19 protein-coding genes are annotated in these 26289 nt (G+C 34.4%); 7 read left to right on the forward strand and 12 right to left on the reverse strand.

Going from position 1 to position 26289, the window contains the following annotated elements:
* Window positions 1-12: 12 nt before the first annotated feature.
* The 4 genes from atpD to ACTF54_RS02200 form a co-directional block, all read right to left on the reverse strand.
* Window positions 13-1524 carry a F0F1 ATP synthase subunit beta gene (gene atpD, locus ACTF54_RS02185; RefSeq protein ID WP_347195627.1) on the reverse strand — a complete coding sequence of 504 codons (1512 nt, stop codon included), beginning with the start codon at window positions 1522-1524 and terminating at the stop codon, window positions 13-15.
* A 246-nt stretch (window positions 1525-1770) separates the two neighbouring features.
* Window positions 1771-3618 (reverse strand): glutamine--fructose-6-phosphate transaminase (isomerizing), encoded by a 1848-nt coding sequence (glmS, locus tag ACTF54_RS02190; RefSeq protein ID WP_438968628.1) that lies wholly within the window; start codon window positions 3616-3618, stop codon window positions 1771-1773.
* A gap of 11 nt (window positions 3619-3629) precedes the next feature.
* The gene (locus tag ACTF54_RS02195; protein ID WP_347195625.1) at window positions 3630-5303 is read right to left on the reverse strand and encodes a DUF4270 domain-containing protein; all 1674 of its coding nucleotides are present in this window, start codon (window positions 5301-5303) and stop codon (window positions 3630-3632) included.
* 5 nt (window positions 5304-5308) lie between these two features.
* The gene (locus tag ACTF54_RS02200) at window positions 5309-6154 is read right to left on the reverse strand and encodes a glycogen/starch synthase (RefSeq protein ID WP_438968629.1); all 846 of its coding nucleotides are present in this window, start codon (window positions 6152-6154) and stop codon (window positions 5309-5311) included.
* 76 nt (window positions 6155-6230) lie between these two features.
* Between ACTF54_RS02200 and panC the strand changes: the two genes are divergently transcribed.
* From panC to ACTF54_RS02230, 6 genes are all read left to right on the forward strand, one after another.
* Complete coding sequence (panC, locus tag ACTF54_RS02205) at window positions 6231-7118, forward strand: pantoate--beta-alanine ligase (protein ID WP_347195623.1); 888 nt, start codon at window positions 6231-6233, stop codon at window positions 7116-7118.
* 55 nt (window positions 7119-7173) lie between these two features.
* Window positions 7174-7524: an aspartate 1-decarboxylase gene (gene panD, locus ACTF54_RS02210; RefSeq protein WP_347195622.1), complete on the forward strand. Its 351-nt coding sequence runs from the start codon at window positions 7174-7176 to the stop codon at window positions 7522-7524.
* Window positions 7525-7527: 3 nt separating this feature from the next.
* The gene (locus tag ACTF54_RS02215) at window positions 7528-8511 is read left to right on the forward strand and encodes a lysylphosphatidylglycerol synthase transmembrane domain-containing protein (protein ID WP_438968630.1); all 984 of its coding nucleotides are present in this window, start codon (window positions 7528-7530) and stop codon (window positions 8509-8511) included.
* 30 nt (window positions 8512-8541) lie between these two features.
* On the forward strand, window positions 8542-9717 hold the full coding sequence (locus tag ACTF54_RS02220; protein WP_347195620.1) for an alpha/beta hydrolase: 1176 nt from the start codon (window positions 8542-8544) through the stop codon (window positions 9715-9717).
* Window positions 9718-11088: a DNA repair protein RadA gene (radA, locus tag ACTF54_RS02225; RefSeq protein ID WP_347195619.1), complete on the forward strand. Its 1371-nt coding sequence runs from the start codon at window positions 9718-9720 to the stop codon at window positions 11086-11088. It abuts the gene before it with no gap.
* A gap of 327 nt (window positions 11089-11415) precedes the next feature.
* Complete coding sequence (locus ACTF54_RS02230; protein ID WP_438968631.1) at window positions 11416-11958, forward strand: TlpA family protein disulfide reductase; 543 nt, start codon at window positions 11416-11418, stop codon at window positions 11956-11958.
* Window positions 11959-11969: 11 nt separating this feature from the next.
* Here the strand turns inward: ACTF54_RS02230 and ACTF54_RS02235 are convergent, their stop codons facing one another.
* The 8 genes from ACTF54_RS02235 to ACTF54_RS02270 form a co-directional block, all read right to left on the reverse strand.
* Window positions 11970-15377, reverse strand: a complete 3408-nt coding sequence (locus ACTF54_RS02235) for a hypothetical protein (RefSeq protein ID WP_438968632.1) — start codon at window positions 15375-15377, stop codon at window positions 11970-11972.
* A 105-nt stretch (window positions 15378-15482) separates the two neighbouring features.
* Window positions 15483-16781: an HlyD family efflux transporter periplasmic adaptor subunit gene (locus ACTF54_RS02240; protein ID WP_438968633.1), complete on the reverse strand. Its 1299-nt coding sequence runs from the start codon at window positions 16779-16781 to the stop codon at window positions 15483-15485.
* A 234-nt stretch (window positions 16782-17015) separates the two neighbouring features.
* Window positions 17016-19208 (reverse strand): peptidase domain-containing ABC transporter, encoded by a 2193-nt coding sequence (locus ACTF54_RS02245; RefSeq protein ID WP_438968634.1) that lies wholly within the window; start codon window positions 19206-19208, stop codon window positions 17016-17018.
* Window positions 19209-19332: 124 nt separating this feature from the next.
* Entirely contained in the window at window positions 19333-20496 is a 1164-nt protein-coding gene (locus tag ACTF54_RS02250; RefSeq protein WP_438968635.1) for a hypothetical protein, read from the reverse strand.
* Window position 20497: 1 nt separating this feature from the next.
* Window positions 20498-20944, reverse strand: coding sequence for a hypothetical protein (locus tag ACTF54_RS02255; protein ID WP_438968636.1), 447 nt, complete (start codon window positions 20942-20944; stop codon window positions 20498-20500).
* Between the two features lie 376 nt (window positions 20945-21320).
* Window positions 21321-21911, reverse strand: coding sequence for a hypothetical protein (locus ACTF54_RS02260; RefSeq protein ID WP_438968637.1), 591 nt, complete (start codon window positions 21909-21911; stop codon window positions 21321-21323).
* Between the two features lie 211 nt (window positions 21912-22122).
* On the reverse strand, window positions 22123-22302 hold the full coding sequence (locus ACTF54_RS02265; protein ID WP_438968638.1) for a hypothetical protein: 180 nt from the start codon (window positions 22300-22302) through the stop codon (window positions 22123-22125).
* A 512-nt stretch (window positions 22303-22814) separates the two neighbouring features.
* Window positions 22815-23528 carry a hypothetical protein gene (locus ACTF54_RS02270; protein WP_438968639.1) on the reverse strand — a complete coding sequence of 238 codons (714 nt, stop codon included), beginning with the start codon at window positions 23526-23528 and terminating at the stop codon, window positions 22815-22817.
* Between the two features lie 495 nt (window positions 23529-24023).
* On the opposite strand from ACTF54_RS02270, the gene ACTF54_RS02275 reads away from it, so the two are divergent.
* The gene (locus tag ACTF54_RS02275; RefSeq protein WP_438968640.1) at window positions 24024-26228 is read left to right on the forward strand and encodes a lantibiotic dehydratase family protein; all 2205 of its coding nucleotides are present in this window, start codon (window positions 24024-24026) and stop codon (window positions 26226-26228) included.
* Window positions 26229-26289 lie beyond the last annotated feature (61 nt).

Below are 26289 nucleotides of genomic sequence, written 5' to 3' on the forward strand. Positions count from 1 at the left end.
ACTGTTTACTTATTATGCTTCAGCAAGCATTTTTTCTCCTGCCTCAATTGCTTCTTCGATTGTACCTTTAAGGTTAAAAGCACTTTCTGGAAGGTGATCTAACTCTCCATCCATAATCATGTTAAACCCTTTGATAGTATCTTTAATATCCACCAAAACACCTTTAAGACCAGTAAACTGCTCTGCTACGTGGAAAGGTTGAGATAAGAAACGTTGTACACGACGTGCACGATTTACTGCTAGTTTATCTTCTTCAGATAATTCTTCCATACCTAAAATAGCAATAATATCTTGTAATTCTTTATAACGCTGCAATAACTCCTTAACACGAGTTGCACAATCATAGTGATCATTACCTAAAATGTCTGCAGCAAGAATACGAGATGTAGAATCTAGAGGATCTACCGCTGGATAGATACCTAGTTCTGCAATTTTACGTGAAAGTACTGTAGTTGCATCAAGGTGAGCAAAGGTTGTTGCTGGTGCTGGATCAGTTAAATCATCTGCAGGTACGTAAACCGCTTGTACAGATGTAATAGATCCTTTTTTAGTAGAAGTAATTCTTTCTTGCATCGCACCCATTTCTGTAGCAAGTGTAGGTTGATACCCTACCGCAGATGGCATACGACCTAATAAGGCTGACACCTCAGAACCTGCTTGCGTAAAACGGAAAATGTTATCAACGAAGAAAAGTACATCTTTTCCTTGTCCATCTCCTGCTCCATCACGGAAATATTCTGCAATTGTAAGACCAGAAAGTGCTACACGAGCACGAGCTCCTGGTGGCTCATTCATTTGTCCAAATACGAAAGTTGCCTTAGATTCTCTCATTCCGGCTTTATCTACCTTCTGAAGATCCCAACCACCTTCTTCCATAGAATGCATAAAGTCATCACCGTATTTTATAATACCTGATTCTAACATCTCGCGTAAAAGGTCATTTCCTTCACGTGTACGCTCACCAACTCCAGCAAATACTGAAAGTCCACCGTGTCCTTTTGCGATGTTGTTAATTAATTCTTGAATCAAAACCGTTTTACCTACTCCTGCACCACCGAAAAGTCCAATCTTACCACCTTTTGCATAAGGCTCAATAAGGTCAATAACTTTAATACCTGTATAAAGTACCTCAGTAGAAGTAGAAAGATCTTCAAATGCTGGTGCATCTCTATGAATAGAAAGACCATCTTTTCCTGTTTTAGGAAGATTTCCTAAACCATCAATTGCATCACCGATTACATTAAATAGACGACCATAAACATCGTCACCTATAGGCATTTTAATAGGATTACCTGTAGCCTGAACCGCAGCACCACGACTAAGACCATCTGTAGAGTCCATAGAAATAGTTCTTACCGTACTCTCACCGATGTGAGATTGTACTTCAAGTACTAGTATTGAACCGTCTTCTCTTGTGATTTCTAGTGAATCATAAATTTTAGGAAGTGCACCTGTTGCACTGTCGAATGTTACATCTACCACTGGGCCGATGATCTGTGAAACGCTACCTGTATTCTGAGACATTTATATAATGTTTTAAAACTTAAAAAGATACAGCCTTTTACGGCTATTTTTCGTCGCGCAAAGATACTGCTTTCAGCTTTATAAAAACATGCTGTTTTTCAATTTTTTTTATACCTAAAATTAGAAGTGTTAAAAATTGTAAATAATTTGAACGCTGCTTCTTTTAGTTCCGCTTTCGCGAAAGCAAAAAACAAAAAAGCCGCTTCTTAAGAAAACGGCTTTTTTGAAGATTTAATACAATAAAAATTACTCCACCGTAACACTTTTTGCAAGATTACGCGGCTGATCTACATTTTTACCCAACTTAACCGCTATATGATAAGAAAGTAATTGCAAAGGAATAGTAGTAAGAAGAGGTGTTAAAAACTCAATAGTTTCTGGCACTTCAATTACATGATCTGCAAGCTTTCTAACATCTACATCGCCTTTTGTAACTATACCTATAATTTTACCGCTGCGTGATTTGATTTCTTGAATATTACTTACGACCTTCTCGTAGTGTCCTTTTTTGGTTGCGATAACAACCACCGGCATTTCTTCATCAATAAGTGCGATAGGACCGTGCTTCATCTCTGCAGCTGGATAACCTTCTGCATGAATGTAACTAATTTCTTTAAGTTTCAAAGCTCCTTCTAATGCTACTGGAAAATTAAAACCGCGACCTAAATAAAGACAGTTTTTTGCATTTTTGTAGATTTCGGCAACCTTTTCAATATGATCATTAGCAGTTAAAGCCTCTGCAACTTTACCTGGTATAGATTCTAACTCATTTAAGTAAGTGTGAAATTCACTTGTAGAAATCTTACCTTTCTTCTTAGCGAGTTGTAAAGCTATCAGGGTAAGCACTGTTATTTGTGTAGTAAAAGCTTTTGTAGAAGCAACACCTATTTCTGGGCCAGCGTGAGTATAAGCTCCTGCATGCGCCTCACGAGAAATAGAACTTCCCACAACATTACAAACACCAAAAACAAAAGCTCCATTTTCTTTAGCTAGCTTAATAGCTGCCATAGTATCTGCCGTTTCTCCACTTTGAGAAATTGCGATTAATACGTCATCTTTATCTATTATAGGATTGCGGTATCTAAATTCTGATGCGTATTCTACTTCTACAGGTACACGAGCTAGTTCCTCAAACACATACTCTGCTACCAGCCCTGCATGCCATGAAGTACCACAGGCCACAATTAAAATACGTTTAGCATTTACAAATTTGTCAATATGATCATCAATACCTGCCATTTTTATCAAACCTTGATCAACTAACATACGACCCCTAAAAGTATCTCTTATAGCGTCAGGCTGCTCATAAATCTCTTTGAGCATAAAATGTTCATATCCACCTTTCTCAATCTGCTCTAAATTCATTTGAAGCTTTTGGATATAAGGTATAACTAGAGAGTCATCATGAATCTTTCTAACCTTCACATCCTTATGGGTACGAACAACCGCCATTTCCCCATCTTCTAGATAAATAGCATTTTTTGTAAATTCAAGAAAAGGACTTGCATCACTAGCGATAAAAAACTCATTATCACCAACACCAATTGCTAAAGGAGAACCCAAACGTGCTACTACAATTTCATTAGGTTTTTTACGATCAAAAACCGCAATCGCATATGCTCCAATAGTTTGATTTAAAGCTATTTGTACAGCTTTACCTAACTTAACATTTTCATTCTTTTTAACATCTTCTATAAGGTTTACTAGAACCTCTGTATCTGTATCTGACTGAAAAGAATACCCACGATTTTTAAGCTCTTGTTTTAACGGCTCATAATTTTCAATAATCCCATTATGAATAATAACTAAATCGCCACTATTTGAAAAATGAGGATGAGAATTTACATCATTAGGGACTCCATGAGTTGCCCATCTAGTGTGACCTATAGCTATTGTACCGTCAGTCTTTATATCAGCCTCTAGTTTTGATTCCAGATCTGCAACTTTTCCTTTAGTCTTGGAAAACTTAAGTTCTTTCCCATCATAAATAGCAATGCCTGCACTATCATAACCTCTATATTCTAGTCTCTTAAGACCGTTCAAAACAATAGGATACGCTTTACGATGTCCTATGTAACCTACAATTCCACACATAATTCAATATTTTAGTTGGTTTCAGAATAACGAATAGTTAATCTAGGTCTTTTTTCAATAAACTCTCCTGCAGAACCTTGAGCGAGGTTTCCGTGTAGAATGGTTCCCTCATGAGAAATAGCTGCACCTATAGGAATAAACTCCATATCAGCATTAGGACTTACCGTATTTAAAACACTACTATTTCCAAATAACGAAACGTTTTGGCTAACTACAATCGCTAATCTATTATTGGGATTGTTACCGGCTATAATATTATTAAGATGTTGTGTTAATCTAATTTTATATTTCACACCACTAGATAGACCATCATCAGGATCAATTCTTTCTAACCTACCTAAATGATTCAAGTTATTATTCAAAGCATCTGTGCTAGATGACAAAACAAAATCAGAGAGAAGTCTATTTGTTTCATAATCATATATCAAAATACGCTCAGGTTCTTTAGACCCAGGAAATCCACTAGGAAATTTTGATTGATCCACATAAAATTCTATGTAAGCATCATTTATCAACCAATCATTTGCAATGACCTGAGAGAGCGCTGGAGCCTCACCATCGATAGCATTAGTTGCCTGACCAAAAAGCTCTACTACTGCTAAAGCACCAGGACCACCTTTGAGGTAAATGTTTTCTGCACCATTAACTGGGTCATTAGAGTTTTGAATTTCAGTTAACACTGTTGGATCAATTTGATTGTCAATCAGACCTACTTTATTCCCATTAAAACCAATAACTATTTGTGATTCAGGATTTGCAATAAAATCAGTAGTATCACCATCTTCATCTATATCATCCACGTCAATTATATCGGAATCTGATTGAATGGTAACAATAATACTAGCTTGATTTAAATTAAAATGGATTAGATTACCATTTCCTGTAACACTGGCTACCTTAAAATACAATCCTCTAAAATAGTTTTGAAATAAACTGTTATTAGCAAGTTCTGATCGTGGACTTACTATATCACCATTAGAAGTATCCAGGTTAAACAAGATCTCTTTCCACCTCTCCAAACTAACATTATCAGGAGTTAACGTCTCTCTTAATCTAGGTGTTTGTCTTTCTAAAATCTCTTCTGTCGGGACTCCATCCACCACTGCTGATATCCTTATCTCTTCTGAGCTAGGTGTAAAACCGTCTAACGTATAAAGCAACTCACCAAGGTTGTTTTCAATTGTAGTTTTAAAGTTAGAATAATAGATCGCTCTGTCAGACAAATCACCAACATCAAAACTACTCAGAAAGTAGTTACTTCTATACATCTCTAGCTTCAAAGGTTCATTACCGTAGATAGAGTCTAGTAGGTAATTTGTACCATCCTCATCAACACCTGTGATCGTGGAATAATATGGAATTTCAAGTCTAACGTCAATTAATTCCGTATTATTCCCAATGTCAGGATTAGGAGAATTTAAGTTGATTTGAGATACAAATTCGTAAGTGCTTTCGCCATAAATTGGATCATCATATGTCCCAAATGGGAAAGAGCTAAAGTTACTAGTTTGAACAGGATTTACAGGAACACTGTAAGTTTTAACATCGAACACCGCTTCCTTTATAACACCAGCTGGATCCTCACCCAACAGATCTGCACCGATAGGGCTTAGATCATTTTCACAGGACACCACTCCTAAAATTGCTGCGATAACAACCGCAACATTACATAACAATTTTTTCATTTTTCTTAAGCTTCTTCTGTTTCTTCTGTTTCTTCTTGCTCATTTAGAACTTGATCGAGATAAAACTCTTCATATGCATCAGCAAACTCTTCTGGAGCATAATACTTCAAGACAGGCTTATCCTTCTGTGCATCAATATATTCATCAATTTCAGAATCCAACTCTTCACTTCCTTTAATAATTGCATCACTATATTTAATCGCACTTTTCATAAGGTTTACGTAAGTAGGATCATGAAATTCTGCTAGAGCATCGTCATCTAACGCATCATATTGAAGTTTCTCAATCATTTCACCATCTAACGCTCCTTCAAAGGATTGATTATATATTGAAGTAACTATTTTACTTTCTTCAAATAAAGGATCGTTTCCATAATAATTTTTAAGATACAAAGGCAATAAACTAGCTAACCAACCATGAACATGAATAATATCTGGAGCCCAATTTAATTTTTTCACCGTTTCAATAACTCCTTTTGCAAAAAATATTGCACGCTCGTCATTATCTGAGAACAGATTTCCATCCTCGTCAGTTAATGTTGCTTTTCTCTTAAAGTAATCCTCATTATCAATGAAATACACCTGCATTCTCTCTTTTGGAATAGAAGCTACTTTTATAATAAGTGGCATATCTAAATCGTTGATTATTAGATTCATACCACTAAGACGTATAACTTCATGCAATTGATGTCTTCTTTCATTTATATTACCAAATCTCGGCATAAAAATACGTATCTGACCACCTCGATCGTTGACCATCTTAGGAGCAAAATAAGACATAGAAGATGCCTCTGTTTCCGGTAAATATGGTATAACTTCAGATGATACGTATAAAACTCTTTTTTCCTTCATAGATAAATTTATTGTTGCCTAACTTTAAGCCAGTTGCAAAAATAAGCATTTTCTTGCACTTTGCTTCGTAAACCTTATGTTTGTAGACGGTACAACGTTAAAGACTGTTATGATTTTTGAATCACATCTATTACTTACTGATTTTATAAAAAGCCATTTAAAAGGCTCAAAAACAATAGGTTTTGTTCCCACAATGGGAGCACTTCATCAAGGTCATATTTCTTTGATGAAAGAGGCTATTTCTCAATGCGAGCATTTAGTAGTTTCTATATTTGTTAATCCCACACAGTTCGATAACAAAAAGGATCTTAATAAGTATCCTAAAACATTAGACCAAGACATTCAACTTATTAAAAAACACATACACTCTTCAAAACTTACAATTTACGCACCCAGCGTGAAAGACGTTTATGGAAAAAACCCCATTTCAAAAACATACCATTACGATGGTTTAGAAAATGTAATGGAAGGGGCAAATAGACCAGGTCATTTTGATGGAGTAGGAACAATTCTTGAATTTTTATTTAAAGTCGTACAGCCAGATAAAGCCTTTTTTGGAGAGAAAGACTTCCAGCAATTACAGATTGTAAAAAAGCTAGTCCAAAAATTACATCTAGATCTAGAAATTATAGGATGCCCTATAAAAAGAGAAGCTAATGGTCTAGCAATGAGTTCGAGAAACGAGCGATTATCAAAAGCTGGTAGAGAGAAGGCATCACATATTTATAAAACACTTTTAAAAGCACAGAAGTATTTTAAAAACAACAGCATCACTAAAACTCAAGAATTAGTGAAAAGTATATTCTCAAAAGAAACAGACTTCCATTTAGAGTATTTTACTATCGCAAGCGCAGAGACCTTACAACCAGTTTCCCGCAAATATAAAAACCATAATTACATGGGTTTTATTGTGGTACATTTAGAAGGAGTGAGACTTATTGATAATATTCCTTTACCTCAATAAGTCTCTCTTTAAATCCTAGTAACAAAATAATTATTCTAAACCGTATCTTTGCACCATGTTAATTACAGTTGTAAAATCAAAAATTCACCGTGTTAAAGTAACCGGTGCAGACCTTAACTACATAGGTAGCATCACTATTGATGAAGATCTTATGGACGGTGCAAACATTGTAGAAGGTGAAAAGGTTCAAATCGTTAATAACAATAACGGTAATCGTTTAGAGACTTATGCCATTCCTGGACCACGTGGTAGTGGAGAAATTACACTTAATGGCGCCGCTGCAAGAATGGTTGCTAAAGGTGATGTTCTTATTCTTATCTGTTATGCGCAAATGACAATGGAAGAAGCTAAGAAATTTAAGCCCGCCCTACTTTTTCCTAACGAAGCAGACAACACACTGTCTTAATCAGTGAAAAAAACTGTATTTAAAATATTAAAAATTGCCCTACCTCTGCTCTTGGGCTTTTTCCTTATTTACTTTTCTTACAACCAGTTTACTGAACAAGAACTGGATAAAATTTATACCTACCTAATAGGTGCAGACTATAAGTGGATCATACTCTCTGTCATTTTTGCCTTTTTAAGTCACTTATCCAGAGCATGGAGGTGGAACTACATGCTACAAACCATAGGAAAACCTCCTAAATTCATTACTAACATTATGGCAATAGGTGCTGGTTATGCAATGAATCTGATTATACCTCGCAGCGGAGAGATTTCTAGAGCTGCAATCGTGAATAGATCAGATCAAATTCCTATGGATAAAGCTATAGGTACTATCATCGCAGAGCGTGTTCTTGACGTCATCATTCTGTTAGTCATAACAGCTACCGCAATTTTCACTGCTGGAGATGATATCATTGGTTTTTTTAAAGTTAGATTAGAATCCGCTTTCGCGAAAGCGGAACCTACAAAATTATTTATCTTCTTACTTATTTTTATAGCACTTGTTATTTTGGTCACGTTCATATCAAAACGTATCAAATTATTTTCTAAAATAAAAGGGTTTGTTTTAGGAATGAAAGAAGGCTTTATGACCATCTGGACCATGAAAAAAAAATGGTTATACTTGTTACACACTTTGTTTATTTGGGGCATGTACCTGATGATGTTCTATGTGAGTATTTATGCCATTCCTGGGACAGCAAGCATGTCTTTCAGCGCTGTTCTATGTTCCTTTGTAGCAGGTAGCTTTGCAGTTGCTTTTACAAATGGAGGTTTAGGAGCTTATCCATTACTAATTTCAGAAGTATTACAAATCTTTGGTTTTTCTAGTGATTTGGGAACCGCTTTTGGGTGGATTTTATGGCTTTCACAAACGTTACTTGTACTGATTTACGGCTCTTTTTCTCTTCTTTTATTATCATTGAAAGGAAGCGTTTCAAGGAATTAATTGTAAATTCCGCTTCCTAAATTTTGTTTGATGAAAAATTTATTACTGATCCTACTGACCTTACTTTTAGGTCAACTAGCGATTTCCCAAGCTTTATACAGAGCATTCCCTAGTGATGTTTTAGGAGAAGAGCGCAATGTGAAAATATTGAAGCCACGCAATTATTCAAAAAACCCAGAAAAAACATATCCGCTTATTATTGTGCTGGATGGCGATTTCCTTTTTGAACCGGTAGCAGGAACAGTAGACTATTTATCGTATTGGGATCAAATGCCTGAGTCGTTTGTTATAGGAATTAATCAACGGGAAAGTCGGTATGACGAAACACGAATCGATACCGAATCTGGTTTTCCTGAACCTCAAGCCCTGAAGTTCATGGATTTTGTAATGGAAATTAAACAAACCATGATGGACGAATATCGTGTCGCACCATTTACCGTCATATTAGGTAAAGATATTACAGCAAATATTGCAAGCTATTACCTCATGCGTAAAAAAATATCAGTAGACGCACTTATTCAAATAGCTCCAGAATACTCTGCTCTTATACAAGAAAACTTAATCAACAAAATAAATCAACTAGAAGAGTATAATTACTTTTATGTGGCGACACAAGACCGTAATAATATCGTGGATCAAATCATTACTAAAGAAACAGACTCCTTATTTTCAACAAAGAAAAATATAAATATCAAATATGATAAAATAGAAGGGACTAACCCTTACACACTGGCTGCGCGTGCGATTCCTAGAGCTTTAGATTTCATCTTTAAAGAATACCAACTCATAGACGAAGAAAAGCTTATGAATCAAGATATTGCCGAAGAAGAAAAATTTGAAGGCAAAGAAAATAAAAAAGGAATGGTGCGTGTTATCGATCGTATTCTTGAAAAATACCGCATGATTAAAGAGGTTTATGGAATAGATATGAAACTGCGCCTAATAGATCTAGTTACTATAGCAGAATATGTAGAATCTAAAAAAGATTGGGATCAATTAATAGATATAGGCGTACTAGCGCATAAAGAGTATCCAGATATTCTTTACGGCAGTTACATAGAAGGTTTGGGCTATGAAGGGATAGGCAGGTATTCTAGAGCTATTAAATCATATAATACCGCTTATGCATTACAACCAGCAGTAGGAATCGATAAAGATGATGTTTTAGATAAAGTAGAAATGCTTCAAATAAAAGAAAAAGAGTAAATGGCCAAAGTAAAAACGACTTGGTTTTGTCAAAGCTGCGGCAGCCAGCATTCTAAGTGGCAAGGGCAATGTACTACCTGTAAAGAATGGAACACACTTGTAGAAGAGGTCGTTCAAAAGGAAACTAAAAAATCGTGGGAAAGTGCTGTTGCAGATGTTCCGCTTTCGCGAAAGCGTGCCCCACAACCACAATTAATATCTAAAATAGACGCTGCAGAAAGTCCTAGAATGGACACCACAAATGCAGAGTTTAATAGAGTTCTAGGTGGTGGATTAGTACCTGGATCGATAACATTACTAGGTGGCGAGCCTGGAATTGGTAAGTCCACTTTACTACTTCAAGTATGTCTCAATTTACCTTATAAAACACTATACGTTTCTGGTGAAGAAAGCGCACAACAAATAAAGATGCGAGCAGATCGTATTAAAAATGATGCCGTAAATTGTTACATTCTTACAGAGACCAAAACTCAAAATATCTTCAGGCAAATTACAGAAGTAGAGCCAGATGTGTTAATCATTGATTCTATACAAACGCTACAAACCGATCATATTGAAAGCTCACCTGGTAGTGTTTCCCAAATTAGAGAATGTACCAGTGAGTTGATCAAGTTTGCTAAAGAGACAAACACTCCAGTACTTCTTATAGGTCATATTACTAAAGATGGTAACATCGCTGGTCCTAAGATTTTAGAACACATGGTTGATACGGTACTCCAATTTGAAGGAGATCGTAATCATACATATCGTATTTTGAGAGCCTTAAAAAACCGTTTCGGTAGTACGCATGAAATAGGAATTTATGAAATGTTAGGTCATGGACTGCGCGAGGTAATGAATCCTAGTGAGATTCTAATTTCACAACGTGGCGCAACACAAAGTGGTACTGCCATTGCAGCGACCATGGAAGGTATGCGACCATTAATGATAGAAGTACAAGCGCTAGTAAGCACAGCTGTTTATGGAACGCCACAACGCAGTGCGACCGGTTATAATTTAAAACGATTGAACATGATTCTGGCAGTTCTTGAAAAAAGAGCTGGATTTAAATTAGGTCAGAAAGACGTTTTTTTAAATATTACTGGTGGGATCACTGTAGATGATCCTGCGATTGATCTAGCAGTAGTCGCAGCAATCCTTTCTTCAAATTTTGATATAGAATTATCTTCACAACACTGTTTCAGTGCAGAGGTAGGTTTAGGAGGCGAGATACGACCTGTAAGCCGCATGGAACAACGTGTGAATGAAGTAGCAAAATTAGGTTTTGACAAAGTGTTCATCGCTCCTGGAAAACAAAATTTTAAAAATCTAGGAACAGATGTACAAGCCTTTTCAAAAATTGAAGATTTAGTTAGATATTTGTTTGCTTGAAAAGTGAACTTGAACTTGAACTTGAACTTGAACTTGAACTTGAACTTGAACTTGAACTTGAAATCGAATTTGAATTTGAAATAAATCAAACTTTGGATTAACCTGTGAGGTTTCGCTTTATAGTATAGGTTTAAAAATTGAACTAAAAAGTTTTTAAGGCAACCTCACAGGTTAAAACAAATAAATCTGAACGATTATCGCAGAGAACGAGTAGTGATTATAGATTTTTGATTTGTTTATTATCTTGGTACTAAGAATAAATATAATTTTATAAAGATTCAACCAGATTCTGCATCAAGTGCGTAATGTCAAAAAAATAAAAAATTAATGAGAACGATAATTATACTTTTAACAGCTGTTTTAATCACGAGTTGTGGACAAAAAGCAGCGGAAACTCCTGATAAAAAACCAGTTATTAAATTTGCAGAAGCTGACATTTCTAGCAACGAAATAGTTCATCTTACAGATTTTGAAGACAATTATTACAGTCTGGATCAAATTCTTGCCGATCATAAAGGAAAGATTGTTTATCTAGATGTATGGGCAAGCTGGTGCGGCCCTTGTAAAGTTATGATGCCTTACTCAGAAAAACTTCAGGAAAAATATAAGGATAAAGAGGTTGTTTTCTTATTTGTGTCTATAGATCAAGACATACGCAAATGGGAACAGTCTGCAAAGAGTTTCAACCTGATCGAGAACAGTTTTCTTGCTCGCAATTATCCTAAAGCAAAGTTATTTCAAGACAACAACGTAAGCTCTATTCCTCGATACATGCTATTTGATAAAAATGGACGTCTAGTAGACGACAACGCCAGAAGACCTAGTGACAAAGATCTAGAAACTACTATTGATGCGTTTCTAGCCTTATAGAAAGATCTAAATTAAAAATAAGCCTTCAATTGTACATTACCGGTATGCACCGTTCTGGCAGTTTCACTGCTACGGCCACTGTAACTTAAGTTAAGATCTAAGAATTTTGTAATGTTTTTCTGAAACAGCAGATTCCAGGTTACATTAGTTCCTGGCTGTAAACCTTCTAACATCTGAAAACCTACGGGAGAAAAGGCCTGTCCTTCAAAATCATTTTGAACATATTTGATCTCACCATTTATCGCATAATTTTGAGACTTATTGAGCGCCCAGGCTATTCCTATATTTTGCTGACTTAAAGTGGCTGTTTCATTAAGTTGGTTATCTTTATTCTGATATTGGTAAAATACCTCTAACCTATTACTATTATCAAATAAATAAGACAATTGAGGTCTAAAAAGCACATCTTCTATCTCAAAATTCCTGTTGCTAAAGTTTTCGCTTTTACTGGTATTGACACCTGTTTGTGCATTCACAGTAATCAACCATGTGTCTTTGATCTTATGTAGAAATCTCAATTGATGGCTTTCTATCTCATTAGAAATGCTTCCTATACTTTGTAGGTTTTCATTTGCGGTACTTAAATACGTATAGTTAGTAGTGTAATTTTGTTTCCCACGATTAAAGAACAAACTGTTTCTAAAACTAAGGTTCAATCCTAATTGATCATCACTACTAGCAAATGGATTGAGATTAAAGTTTTCTCCTTCTCGAGCGACCATGCGATCTATTAAATAACTGGTCTGGTTGTAAAATCGTGAAAGAAACTTTTTATATCCTTTTTCATTAGTCCATGAAATAGGGTTTAACGCGAGTGTTTGTGAAAATTTATTTTGATGTGTAGGTAAGAAAACTTGATTAGGTAAAAGCACTCTAACAAAACTAGCTTGATCCTGAAATTGAGCCACTTCAAACTCGTTTAAATCTTGTACGCCATCATTATTATAATCTATCCAAGTAAAAGTTCCCTGTCCGGGATTGACGGCTACATAAGTAAAATCTTGTCTAGGGATACGCGCACTATTAGTCTCAAAAGTGGTGTTCCACAAAATTTTTCCTCCATACATTCTCCGTTTGTATTGAACTCTAGAATTAAAAGAAACCTCATCTTCAAAGCCTTCTAAATCGCTTTTCAATTTTCTATAATTAGCAAAAACCCTAAGACTACTTACTTTATTTTTAATAGGTTGTGAGTTGATATAATAATTGTTAGAACTATTTACTCGAACCAGATTTCCTTCTCTTAAACTGTCATTTACGCGATTTCTATAACCTATTTCAACAAAAGTGGTAGTCGTATCGCCACGTCCTGCATACACTTCATAGCTGGTAAATTTTTGAGAAATTCCAGTAAGCTCGTCTGTTGCCATAAGCCTTTGCCGGTTGTCCTCACTATCTAACCTAGATCCTACATAATACTTACGTATGCGCCGTAGCACGTCTGCATTTACACGGTTAAATTCACTTTCCTGCTCTGTAGAGTTGGTGTTAAGTACGCTTCCGCGAAAGCGAGCCTTCCACAAACTATCTTGATAAATACCAGCAACCTCATGTCTATTTCCATTATAAAAATTATCAAATTCCAGATGCTCCAAACGGTAGGAAGCAGTTAAGGTAGAATCCAGCTGATAATTAAGTCCTAAGGTTGTAAATAACTGGCTGCCTTGTGTCGTTTCTAAATTCCAATCTCTATTGAACTCGATATTGTAAACTCGTTCCACATTTCTGAAATTCTCTTGAATATAATCGGTATTGAGGGTAATATTCAAAGCCTGTAAACTGTCTTTTTTAAGTAATTCCTGTTTTACAGCAAGCTTTGCAGCGACACCTTCATTGTCATTATCATCAAGGTCAGAAAACTTATTTAAATCTTTATTGCTGGCAGCAAATTCTGTGAAGATGGTGGTTCCTGCGGTAGGTTCATAACTTGCTTTAAGTCCAGCAATAGTTAAGATTTCTGGAGTAAAAAGCTGTATCACTGGCTCGTATTCACCTTGTGGCACTCCATTTATAGGAGCGATGTACTCATAAATATTTGCAATAGCCTGATCGTTAATGAGTCGGTAATTACCTTGATTATCCCCTAAAAAACTAAACCGAACATTGAAAAGCTGCACGTTTCTATCTTGAGAAAAGATAAATCGTTCTTCACCGCTTATTACTTCACGTCTATAGAGAATTTGGTTTTCTGAAAAATCGCTAGCGATGGCACTAGGCGCAATAGCCAGTTCTGGATCATCACCAGCATCTAATAAAATAGCTACTTGATCTTCACTTAAATTTTGTTGAAGAGGTTGATTTTTAGCATCTGTTTCTGTGTAAACGTAAGTATCTACCTTTAATTTATTAGATTCAAAACCACCTTTACCATACCCTATAAACCTTGTAAAATTGCGCTCACTATACTGGTATTCTATGGAAATACGCATTTCACTAGTTATAGGAAAAGTAGGTGTAAATCGCACTTCTCCTGCATTATAATCAATAACATAATCTTGATTTTCTCCTCTTTGTAGAGGAACACCGTTTACAAAAACACGCTCACTACCAGAAACCACGAGAATAAACAATTCACCATTCTGTCCAGTCAATTTATAAGGTCCTTGATTCCCTTCTTGTCCCGTAAATCTGCTGATGTTAAAAGTACCTCTTACAAGAGCTCCAGCAGCACCGGCATAACCAGAAGAATCATCTCCATTAAATCGTATATTTCCAGAAATTCCTTGAACACGTTTGGTAAAGTTATTGAACTGATAATTCTCCTGTATCAGGTCTACATCACCAGCTCTAATGTTCCAGTTATCACTAAAAAGCTCAATAAATATTTGATCAAATTCATCCAATCGCTGTGAGTACCCATTTTGTGTTTGCGGTACATTGGCATCTTGAATAGATGCTCTCAAAGAAACTTTATCGTTTAATTTACCTGTAATTCTTAAATCCAATTCAGAATCAACAACACTATTTTGATTGTTACCTACACGTACGCCTCTAGTAATACTTCCTGAGGTTTGCAAACCATCAAACGGAATAAAGGTATTTACCGCAGTAGGTCTTTGTAAAGCAATTAATTGTTCCTGCTTACTTTCATTATTAAGTATAATAGAAGGATCGTAAGACCTATAGGTCCTCGTTAAAAAATCTGGTAATGGAAGGTAAATAATGTCTATGGAATCTGTAGTAACTTTACTTCTATTCAATAGCGACAGTTGTGAAGTAGAAAAATTGACTTTATAAAAAGAAGAATCAATAGTTTTTCCCTGCTTATCCACTAGTTTAAAATAAGAAGGGTTGATACTAACAGAATCTATTTGAATAGAATCATTAACCGCAACACGTTTCATTTTCAAGTTGCTGTATTCTTGTGCATTTGCCATAAGACAACATAACACTAAAATAAAAGACAACTTCAATTTCATATTTACCTTAAACAGATGGTTTTCAAAAATATTTTAAATAGATCTGGTAATCGTATTTTGAAGATGAAAATATGGAAGTAGAAGTAACTCTAAATTTTTTGAGATTTAGGATCTAGAAAAAACTTCTTTGAACTGATAGAAAAAACGTTCTATAAGTCTCAAGTCTTCTGTAACAGTTTCTGCAATGACGCTGGTTTCTTGTTGCAGTTGTATTTCTTTTTTATAGGAAGTAATTAAGGTGTCTGATAAAGAAACTTGTACATAATAAAACCCATCGGCATCTGGCACCTGAGAAATGGTAGCTACTTTTCCTTCCAGTACACCAAACTCCGTTTCTGGGAAGTTTTGCAGTTTTAAAAAGGTTTTCTGTCCTAGCTGTAGTTTGCCAGAATTCAGGACTGGCGTTTTAAGAGTTGCTATATAGGATTCATATATTTCAGGAAAAACGGTAAAAAGCAAATCACCTTGCTGGACTTGCTGCTCTTCTTTCCAGTATTGAGTATAACTTAAACGACCGTTTATAGTAGCTCTTAAAATATACAATTGCTCATAATCATTTACCGCTTTTTTGAGCTGAGTGAAGGATTGTATTAGTGTTTTATAAAGCTGTAGGTTTTCTCTTGATTTATTAATTTTAATGCCTTCTAGTGAGCTAGACGTATTGCTCAATTGATTGCGCAACTGCGAGATAGACGCATCCATACTTTGAAAAGATCGCTCGTTTTGAGCGTATTCCAGCTGCTTTAATTCGTATTCTTGCGCAGCAATAACACCTTTTTCAAATAGTGTTTTATTGCGTTCTAGTTCTTTCTTTTTAAACTCTAACTCTGTTTTTTGTATCCGCTTTCGCGAAAGCATATTTCTCAACTGAGCCTGCAATTGTATTCTTGTAGATTCATTTGCTAGAGCATCATTATCAAAAGGTTGCAACTCTTTATTAAGACGGTATTGAATATAAGCATTTTCAAAAACGGCAAAAGGAATTTCCAAATCTCCTAAAAAAAGGATGGGCAAACTATCCACTGGAAACTTAAAATCTTTATTATTATACGTAATTGTGTCTAGCGCTTTTTCTAATAGCAATACATCCTTATAGCTGGCTGCGTTTTCTAAAACAGCAATCACATCGCCCGATTGAACCTCGTGATCATTCTCAATCAATACATACTGTAAGGTTGCCGTGATCTTGCTATATTCTTTTTGTGGTGGCACTGCGGTGGTAATGATGCCTTGTGACACGATAATATCTGGATATTTTACAAACCAAGATAAGAATAACAACAAAATAATAATCAGTAAAAAGACCGTATTGCCATACCTAATGATACGGTGCGGTACTTTTGTGAGGATCTCTTGCACTTCTTCACTACGTAGTTCTATTTCTTCTAACTTATCTTTCGGCATAATATTTTACGCGTAGGTGGAAATCTCTTTTAATTTGTCAAACCGTCGCAGGACGGTTTCGCTATATTCTATCTCCGAAACCTTTTCCCCAACCTTAAAGGGTGAGGTTTCTAGCTTTTAAACTATCAATAGTCTTTTGTCATAAATCAGCAAAGTTATCGCACAGTGGTAATAAACTCGTTCTTTGTCTTACTTCTATATTCCATATTCTTTAATCGATATTCAGTGTTCATTTTAACTCCCCAACTCCAACTGGTTTTTGACAAGATGATAATAATTACCTTTTTGAGCAATTAAGCTTTCATGATTTCCTTGTTCCACTATTTTCCCTTGGTCAAGTACTACGATTTGATCTGCGTTTTTTACCGTGCTTAATCGGTGAGCGATAACCATAACGGTTTTATTTTTAAAAAAGGTGTCTAGCTTATCCATGATCACTTTTTCGTTATTGGCATCTAGTGCGCTGGTGGCTTCATCAAAGAATAGGAAATCTGGATTTTTATATACGGCTCTTGCAATTAATAAACGTTGCTTTTGACCTGTGCTGAGTCCTATTCCTTCCATTCCTATTTGTGTGTTGTAGGAAAGTGGTAAAGATTCTATGTACTCTTTGATATTTGCGACATCAATGGCATGTGCCAGTTTTTTCTTGTCTATATAATCATCTCCTACGGCGATGTTGTGAGCAATACTGTCATTAAAAATATAGCCTTCTTGCATGACCACACCACAACTTTCTCTCCAGGCACTTTGAGAGATGTTTTTTAAATTATGCTGCCCTACTTTAATCGTTCCTTCTATGGGATCATAAAATTTTAATAGCATTTTCATTAAGGTAGTTTTACCACTACCACTTACACCAACAACGGCAGTTACCTTGTTTGCAGGAATGTGGAGATTTAAATTTTCTAAAACCAATTGCTCGCTTCCTACATAGCGGTAAGAAACATTTTCTAAATGAATAGCATCATCGGTTGAGTAATCGCTTATTTTTTGGGTAGGATCCAGTTCTTCATCTTCTTTATTGTGGATTTCTCCTAATCGTTCTAGAGAGATTTTGGCATCTTGCCATTCTTTGATAAAGCCTATCAGCTGACCTATTGGTGCATTGAGTTGGCCGACTATATAACTTATCGCCAGCATCATTCCCAGAGTAATATCTCCAGAAATTACCAAAGTTGCTGATAGAACGGTAATGATTATATTCTTCAACTCATTGATAAACCCAGAACCTACCGATTGGTATTGTTCGAGTGCTAGACCTTCTACAGCTACCTTATACAATCGAGCTTGTGTAAATTCCCAATTCCAGCGTTTGCGTTTCTCGGCATTGTGTAGTTTGATATCTTGCATTCCATTGATGATCTCAATCACTTTACTTTGTTCCTGACTTACTTGTGCAAAACGTTTGTAATCTAGGTCTTTTCGTTTTTTCAGAAAAACAACAATCCATAAAAAATAAAGAAAACTACCCAACGCAAAAACTCCAAAAATACTCACGTTGTAATATAAAAGTACAATAGAGAATACGACTAGATTCACCATAGAAAACATTACATCTAGTGATGAAGTGGTAAGTATGCGCTCGATACGCCTGTGGTCATTGATACGCTGTAAAATATCTCCTGTTACACGAGAATCAAAAAAGGCAATAGGTAAATTCATTAATTTAATGAAGAAATCTGAGACTAACGAGATATTAATACGTGTACTTAAATGCAATAAAATCCAACTGCGTATGACTTGAATCACGGTACGACCTATAAAAAGAGCCAACTGCGCAAAAAGCACCAAATAAATAAATTGAACATCTTGATTTTTGATCCCTATATCAACAATGCTTTGAGTAAGAAAGGGGAAGATCAATTGCAAAATACTTGCCGCGATCAATCCTAAAACCAATTGCCATAAATACTTTTTATATTTGAAGACGTATCTTGAAAGAATAGAAAAACCAAATTCCTTTTTATCTTCTTCTAATTCTTCTTGCTCATATAAAGCTGGTGTAGGTTCTAACAGCAAAGCAATGCCTTCTTCTGTAGATGGAGTGGCATCTTTACCTATCCAATGATCTAGAAATTCTCTTTGCTTATACTTTAATAGTCCATGTGCCGGATCAGAGATGTAATAAGTTTCTTTCTTCACTCTATAAAGAACCACGTAGTGATTTTTATTCCAGTGCAAGATGCAAGGCAGTGGCGCTTCTTCTAGTTTTTGAGCATCTATTTTTACTCCTAAACTACGGAATCCTATCGCCTCAGCGGCATTACTAACTCCTTGTAAATTACTTCCTGTTCTTATAGTTTCAGAAAGTGCACGCAACTTCTGAATATTTATGGTTTGCTTGTAATGTCTAGCAATTATTTTCAAGCAGGTAGGACCACAATCTTTTAAGTCGGCTTGTTTGTAGTGTGGGAAGTTTGCCAATTTTTAATTTTATTGCGGTTTTGAAAAATACAAAATAGCTAGTTAGGGAACAAAACTCAACAAGATTGTTTGTTTAGTTGTGGATTCGCTTTCGCGAAAGCGAATCTACAATACTTACTCTAAATCATTCAAACTCATTGATGCCGTACAAAATCTGTTTCATTTTACTACCATTAATCTCCACGGGCTTGTATGCTGTATTGAATTTTTCAATGCTTATTGCTATACTTTCTTTTAGCTTTTTATATTCAGCTGGGATTTTTGTGGAACATTGTTCTTCATTTTCATAACTATTGAGCATGATTCCAAACTTCTCATAAAATTTACCTCCTTGATCTATATGACCATTATATATAGTAATAAACTGCAGCAATCTATCAATGGGAAATTCCAGATTAATTTGCATTTTATGCGCTCTATAACGCTCTGAGTCATTTTTCATTGCCTTTTCTAACTCGTCAAGATAACTGTCTAAATTTTCCCTTACAGCATCCCAATCATCACTATTTCTACATTCTTTTAAGGGAGTTTTATATTTAATGGGTTTGGTATAATCTACAAATAGTTGCTCTAATTCTTTGATCACGTTATCATTACTTTTTTGTAGAAATGAAGTTTCAAAAAAGATCGTATTTAAGTCATTGTGCATTCTTAAAGTAAAGTCCAGGATACATTCTACATCTTTTAAACTAGCTTCTTTTTCAGTTTTGGTCGCATTAGAATTACTAAACAAGGACACCACGGTATGCACTACCGAAGTATAAATATTGTTTCCTAATATATTAGTTAGATTAAAGCCATCTCTTTTATCTTGTTTACTTGTCATATCATCCTTCATTTTAACAAACTCTGGATATCGATTAGGATTACTTAAATTATTAATTTCATTAAAAGTTGCTACCGATGTGAAGTGGTGATCTAATGTCAAAGTCTTTTCATAAAGGATTTTAATAATCTGTAAACCTTTTAGATACCTTATTTTACTGATATCTGTAGCCTCAGAAAGCTCATTTACTTTGAGTAATCTTTGTATATTGTCTTTTTCAATGAGCAATGCTACTTTTTCTTCTGTACTGCTATTAGCTTGCAGCGCTTTTGAAAGTTCGTTTAAACGCTGGTACAAACTATTGTTTTGAGTTTCATAAAACGCTTGTACTTCTTGAAGCTCTTGGCTTAAATCTTCAATAAGTAAATTAAATTCTTTATTAGGGTCTGTTGGGTTTGCGGTCATTACATTCGTTACTAAGAACAGGGCAGCCAAAACAACAAATCTTATTAATGAAGTCATATTATTCTAGTTTAAGGGTAATGATAAATTCTTTTTCTGTCACCTTTATAGGATATTCTCCTACAGCTATGGTGGTAAGGTATTCTGGTAATTTAAGAGCTAGTCTCGCCTCTTCTGGAATCTCTAGTTCTTCTTCCATAAGAAAGGTAAGTTCTTCTAGGTTGGTTTCCTCATGTAATTCTTCTCCCAAAATTTTAAATTCTTCTACAGGAGTAATTTGGTCTCTATGGATATAAATAGTTAGAGTTTGATCTTTATTGAATACCGACTGACTATTTGCTGTTTTTTCTTTAGTGTTTTTATTAAAAGTACATATGCCGCCTGGTCTAAAGCAGTCCGTGTATTTACCGAAAGTTAAGTTTGTATCTATATTATTACCGCTTATTTCTTCTTGAGAATAGGCACTAGTGAGTAGGCATAGCAATGCTATGGTTATTAGATTTTTCATGGTTTTTGATTTTTAAAAACTCACCAAGTTCATTATAATTTTGAATATGGTGAGTTATAATATTATTATTACTTTTCTACATCTAACTTATTTTAGATGTGTAGTAAAAAAAGATTGATATAGCAATTAGAATCGAAACTATCACACCTATAACGGTTGTTCTAGAAAGGTCATCCTTTTTGTATTTTTGATATCCTATAAAAAGAGAAATAATTACAATTAAAATCAGTATTAATATTTTTATAACAAAAGAAATACTATCGTTAGTCCGGATTAATGTAAAATATATTCCTACTAATATTAACGGTAATAAATTTGAGATCTTTTTCATTTAATAATGTTTTAATTGATTTAATTATTTAGTAATACCGTACTACTATTTGATACATTCTAGATAGTCGAGGTACGCATTGTCATCCGCAGCAGAATGAACAAGGTATACAGCTCCATGACATATCAACCCTGCAACTACAGTCATATCAGCAAATCCACAGCCTAAATGAGCAGCCACAGCTGTACCTAGGTTAATAGCTATAGTATTTCTATATCTTCTCCCACAATTATCTCCCATTGTTTGATTTTGCTCTTGCCCTACACCTAATTGTGTTAAAGTATCCTCAAAATAAGGGCTCAAATCCTCGGCTGATAAAGATTCAAGTTCATAAGCTTGGTTAAGGACATTAAGTCTACCTTGTTGTTTTTTGACAAAACTGGCGTAATCTTTATCATTTGTCTTAAAAGCTTCGTAAAACAATTCTAATTGACCTTCTCCTAACTCCTCTTGGCTTGCAAGTTCATTAACTAATTCAATGTTGCTGTTTTTATTGAACTCTAATTGATCTTTAATATAAGAAATAAAAGTTGCATCCTTACTTAATTCACTAAGCTCTTGAGCACTTGCGTTAAACCCTATAAACATAGTTAATACTAGAGTCATTCCAGAAATTATTTTCTTTAAATTCTTCATTTTAATAAATTTTAATTAAAAACACCTACTCTATACGTTTTTCGGCGACCACGGCTTTTTAAAGTGTATAAGCTGCACACTCTTCAAAACAGCCTAGTATATGTATATCAAGTATTTTATTTATATTTACATCAATATAACAACTTAGGTTGTTTTGGTTTTTAGCGAAACCTGTGAGAGCCTTTACCTAGTAGAGGCTTTCTCTTTTGCGTTAATTTAAAATCTGTTTCACTTCTTTCATTTTTACCAATAGTGCAAATACAACCTCTTCTAAACAATCACTCCACTTCCCAATTCCTAACTGAGTATCTATATTATTACCGCTTATTTCTTCTTGAGAATAGGCACTAGTAAGTAGGCATAGCAATGCTATGGTTATTAGGTTTTTCATTTCCATTGGTATTGTTGCTTAAAAAACTAAAGGTTGTTAATTAAAAAACAACCTTTAGTTATATTTAATCATTACGATTTTTCTTATTAAAATAACAGCACTTAATACGCTACCTATTAAAACCGAAGAAATTGAAATAATAGTAATTATTATATTCTTATCGGTTAAAACATAGTAACAAACTACTGCTTTTTCATAAAGTTAAAATTGTTAAAGAAGACTCTTTTTAACTAAGAGAGTCTCCAAAATATTCAAATAAACTTTAATTATTATGCTATTTAATTTCTTTGTTGTTTTTAATTTTTATATAAACATATAAAAAGAAAAAAGCCAAAAAAAGGTTAATAACCATTGTTATAAGTTTCACATAGTCTTCTGTCCATTCGCCTTTGATTAATTGACTTACTTCTATTCCCACCACAAAGGATAGTATAGCGAATAGTACTAAGTAAATGAATGGGTTCTTTCTTAAGAAATTATTCATAATATTAAATTATTACGGTTTGAAACTATTAATCTTTACAAGCCAAGCCAACAGATACAGATGCTGCAACAAAACCTGTTCCCGCTAAATAGCAGCCTACACCAACTGTTGCCCCTAAGGCTGGTGGGTTACAAGCCACAGCCAAAGATGCAGTGGCTAGAGCTAACTTAGCAATTGCAAACGCGCATCCCCATCCACCCTTTTGAACAGTTTCAGTTGTGAATGTTCCTGGATATTGATATTCAATAAGCTTTACAGTATTAACAATTGATTGGTATTTTTCAAATTTAACACTTTCTATAGAATGTTTTGATAATTGTTCGCTCAACGTTTTGCTGGCTTTTTCAAATCCATTTGAAACAAGATTATTACTGTAATTTGTTATTAATAAAACATCTTTTTCATTAAAATTTGTATTCTCTACCAACCAACTAAAAATTTTCTCTGACGTATTTAAGGTCATCAATTCTTCATCAAAATTCACTTCTGTTTCATAGATATTATTCACTTGTTCCAATATGGACTTATTCTGTTCTAGTCTTGAAACCTTCGTTGGAATATCTAGTTTTTTAATGTCAATAATATCTCCTTTGAATCTTTCATAAGTACTAAAATCAAATGTTCTTTCTGATGCTTGCGTTTCAAAAGTGCTCTTACTAATTGAAAAAGTCTGCGCTGTTGATGTAAAAATCATTAAAAGAGCAAAAAAAGTTGCAATTGATTTAATTCCTAAATTCTTCATTTTAATATATTTTAAATAAAACACCTACTCTATACGTTTTTCGGTGACCACGGCTTTTTAAAGTGTATAAGCTGCACACTCTTCAAAACAGCCTAGTATGTGTATATCAAGTATTTTATTTATATTTACATCGATATAACAACTACGGTTGTTTTGGTTTTTAGCGAAACCTGTGAGAGCCTTTACCTTGTAGAGGCTTTCTCTTTTTGCGTTAATTTTAATTCTGTGTCACTGTTATAACTTTAATCGGTTAATATGATATGTTTAAAAAATCGTTATTAAAATAAATTAAAAAGCAATCATTAACGACATGGTAAATGTAGGGAGTAATTCAAGTCATAACCAAATGGTAATGGTCTAGATTCATGAATAACGAGTCTGTTTTCATGAATCTAAGACTGCCTAAAAGAGGCTATATTATTCATTTAAAGATGCTTAAATCGTTTTAAGATTTATTTAACATTGCTTATCTTTGCGCTCTCAAAGATTCTCTATTTGCGTCAAAAACACTCTCATATTTATAAAATTCTAGACGTTTATGGGTTAAGAACTCCTTTATTATCCCTGAATTTTGGGAACGTATTTTTTCATAAGGAATCTATAACTGACACAGATTTTAAAAGATTAATAGAACACCCTATTCTTAGAGAAGGCATCTATCTCGCTTCACCAGAATTGTACAAACAACTTCTTAAGTGGGAAAAAGGGTTGCTAAAAGACCCAAAGAAAATAGAACGCTTGCAGTTTTCTATTTTAAAATATGCTACAAGAATCACCTCGCGATGTACGCCTTTTGGACTTTTTGCATCTTGTTCTTCCGGGAGCTTTGGAGAAAATACGAGAGTTAGCTTAGAAGATCAAAGTAATTACAAGCGTTGTACAAGATTAGACACTACTTTTTTAGCACAACTCTATCAGGTTTTACTAGAAGAGCCACTCATTAAATCAGAATTACTGTTTTATCCCAACTCAAGTTTATATAAAATAAATGATCATTATAGGTATGTAGAGTACCGTATTGAAAATAAAAGAAGAAGCTATTCACTTGAAGGCATTATGTCCACAGAGGCTTTAGAATTAGTACTTCAACGAGCAGTATCTGGTAAGAAAATAAAAGAGCTTGCTGCGTTGTTAGTAGACGAAGATGTCAACTTACAAGATGCGACAGAGTATGTGGAACAGCTTATTGATCATCAACTATTAGTCTCGGAATTAGAAATTACGGTTACTGGTCCAGAGTATTTTACCAGCCTTATCGATAGAATAAAAAAGATACCAGAATCTCAGGTCATTTTTAATAAGCTTTTAAAATTGCAAAAAGCATTGAACAGCTTAGATCATAAAATAGGTAACTCTATAGCGATTTATGAAAAACCTATAGAACTGGCAAAAGAACTTGTTCCAGATCTGGATACTAAATATTTATTCCAGACCGACTGCTTTTCTAAGTCACATCTCAATAGTTTGAGTGAAGAAATAAAAAAGCAACTTCACAAGGCATTCTTAGTATTTAATAAAATGACCGTAGCAAATGCTGGGAGAAATTTAGTAGATTTTAAAACGAATTTTAATAAGCGCTTTGAAGAGTCAGAAGTACCCTTGCATCTTGTCCTAGATGCGGAAACTGGAATAGGTTATGGCTCAAAAAAAGAAGATAGCAACTCCATTCTAGATGATCTTCAATTAGGTCCTACAGAATCTAAACGCTACGAGCATGTAATATGGACAGACATAGATCGCATACTCCATGAGAAACTTATAACTGCCACAAGAAATAATAGTTATGTGCTACATCTAAACGAGGAAGATTTTAAAGATATAGCACTGGATTATAACGACCTACCAAATACCTTATCTTCTATTGTAGAGGTTTATAATGAAGAGCTTCTTTATGTAAAAGGTGCTGGTGGCAGTAGTGCGGTTAATTTATTAGGCAGGTTCAGTTATGGTGCACAGGATCTATTAAATCATGTTAATCATATTGTAGGTATAGAAAATGAGTTGCATAAAGGCGCCATTCTAGCAGAGATTGTTCATTTACCAGAAGCTAGAACTGGTAATATATTACAAAGACCACACCTTAGAACTTATGAAATTCCGTATTTAGGAAAGTCTAGCTTGCCAGAAGAATTTCAAATTCCAATAGAAGATTTGCTAGTTTGTGTACAGAATAATAGCATTATTCTACGATCTAAAAGGCTTAACAAACAGATCATCCCTCGATTAGGAAATGCGCATAACTATGGTAGTAGTTCCTTACCAGTTTATCAATTTCTTTGCGAGTTACAAAATGAAAATAAGCGTTCCTGGATCGGTTTTGAATGGAACAACATTCATAAACAACAGAGTTTTTTACCTAGAGTTACTTATGAAAATATCATTTTTTCAAAAGCAAGATGGCATATTGAAACTACAACATTTAAAAAGCTTCATAAAGAACCTGATATAATGAAAAACCTTAGTAAATGGCAATCATCTTTACAATTACCAGATCAGGTAGAATTGGTAGAAGGTGATAATAAATTATTGATTCATCTTAAGAATAAAACTTCTGTGATGATGTTGTTACATACTATTAAAAGCAAAAAACGTTTTATTCTAGAAGAATTTCTTTTTAAGGAACATGGGATCGTAAACGATCTTGAAGGGAACACTTATTGCAATCAATTTGTGGTTTCCTTCGGTAAAAAAATCAATTAATAATCATGCTATCGATTTTGTATATCAACCATAATCATTTCGCTTTCTCATTGCTTTACAA

It is taken from the genome of Nonlabens sp., assembly GCF_965657255.1.
Lineage (GTDB): Bacteria > Bacteroidota > Bacteroidia > Flavobacteriales > Flavobacteriaceae > Nonlabens.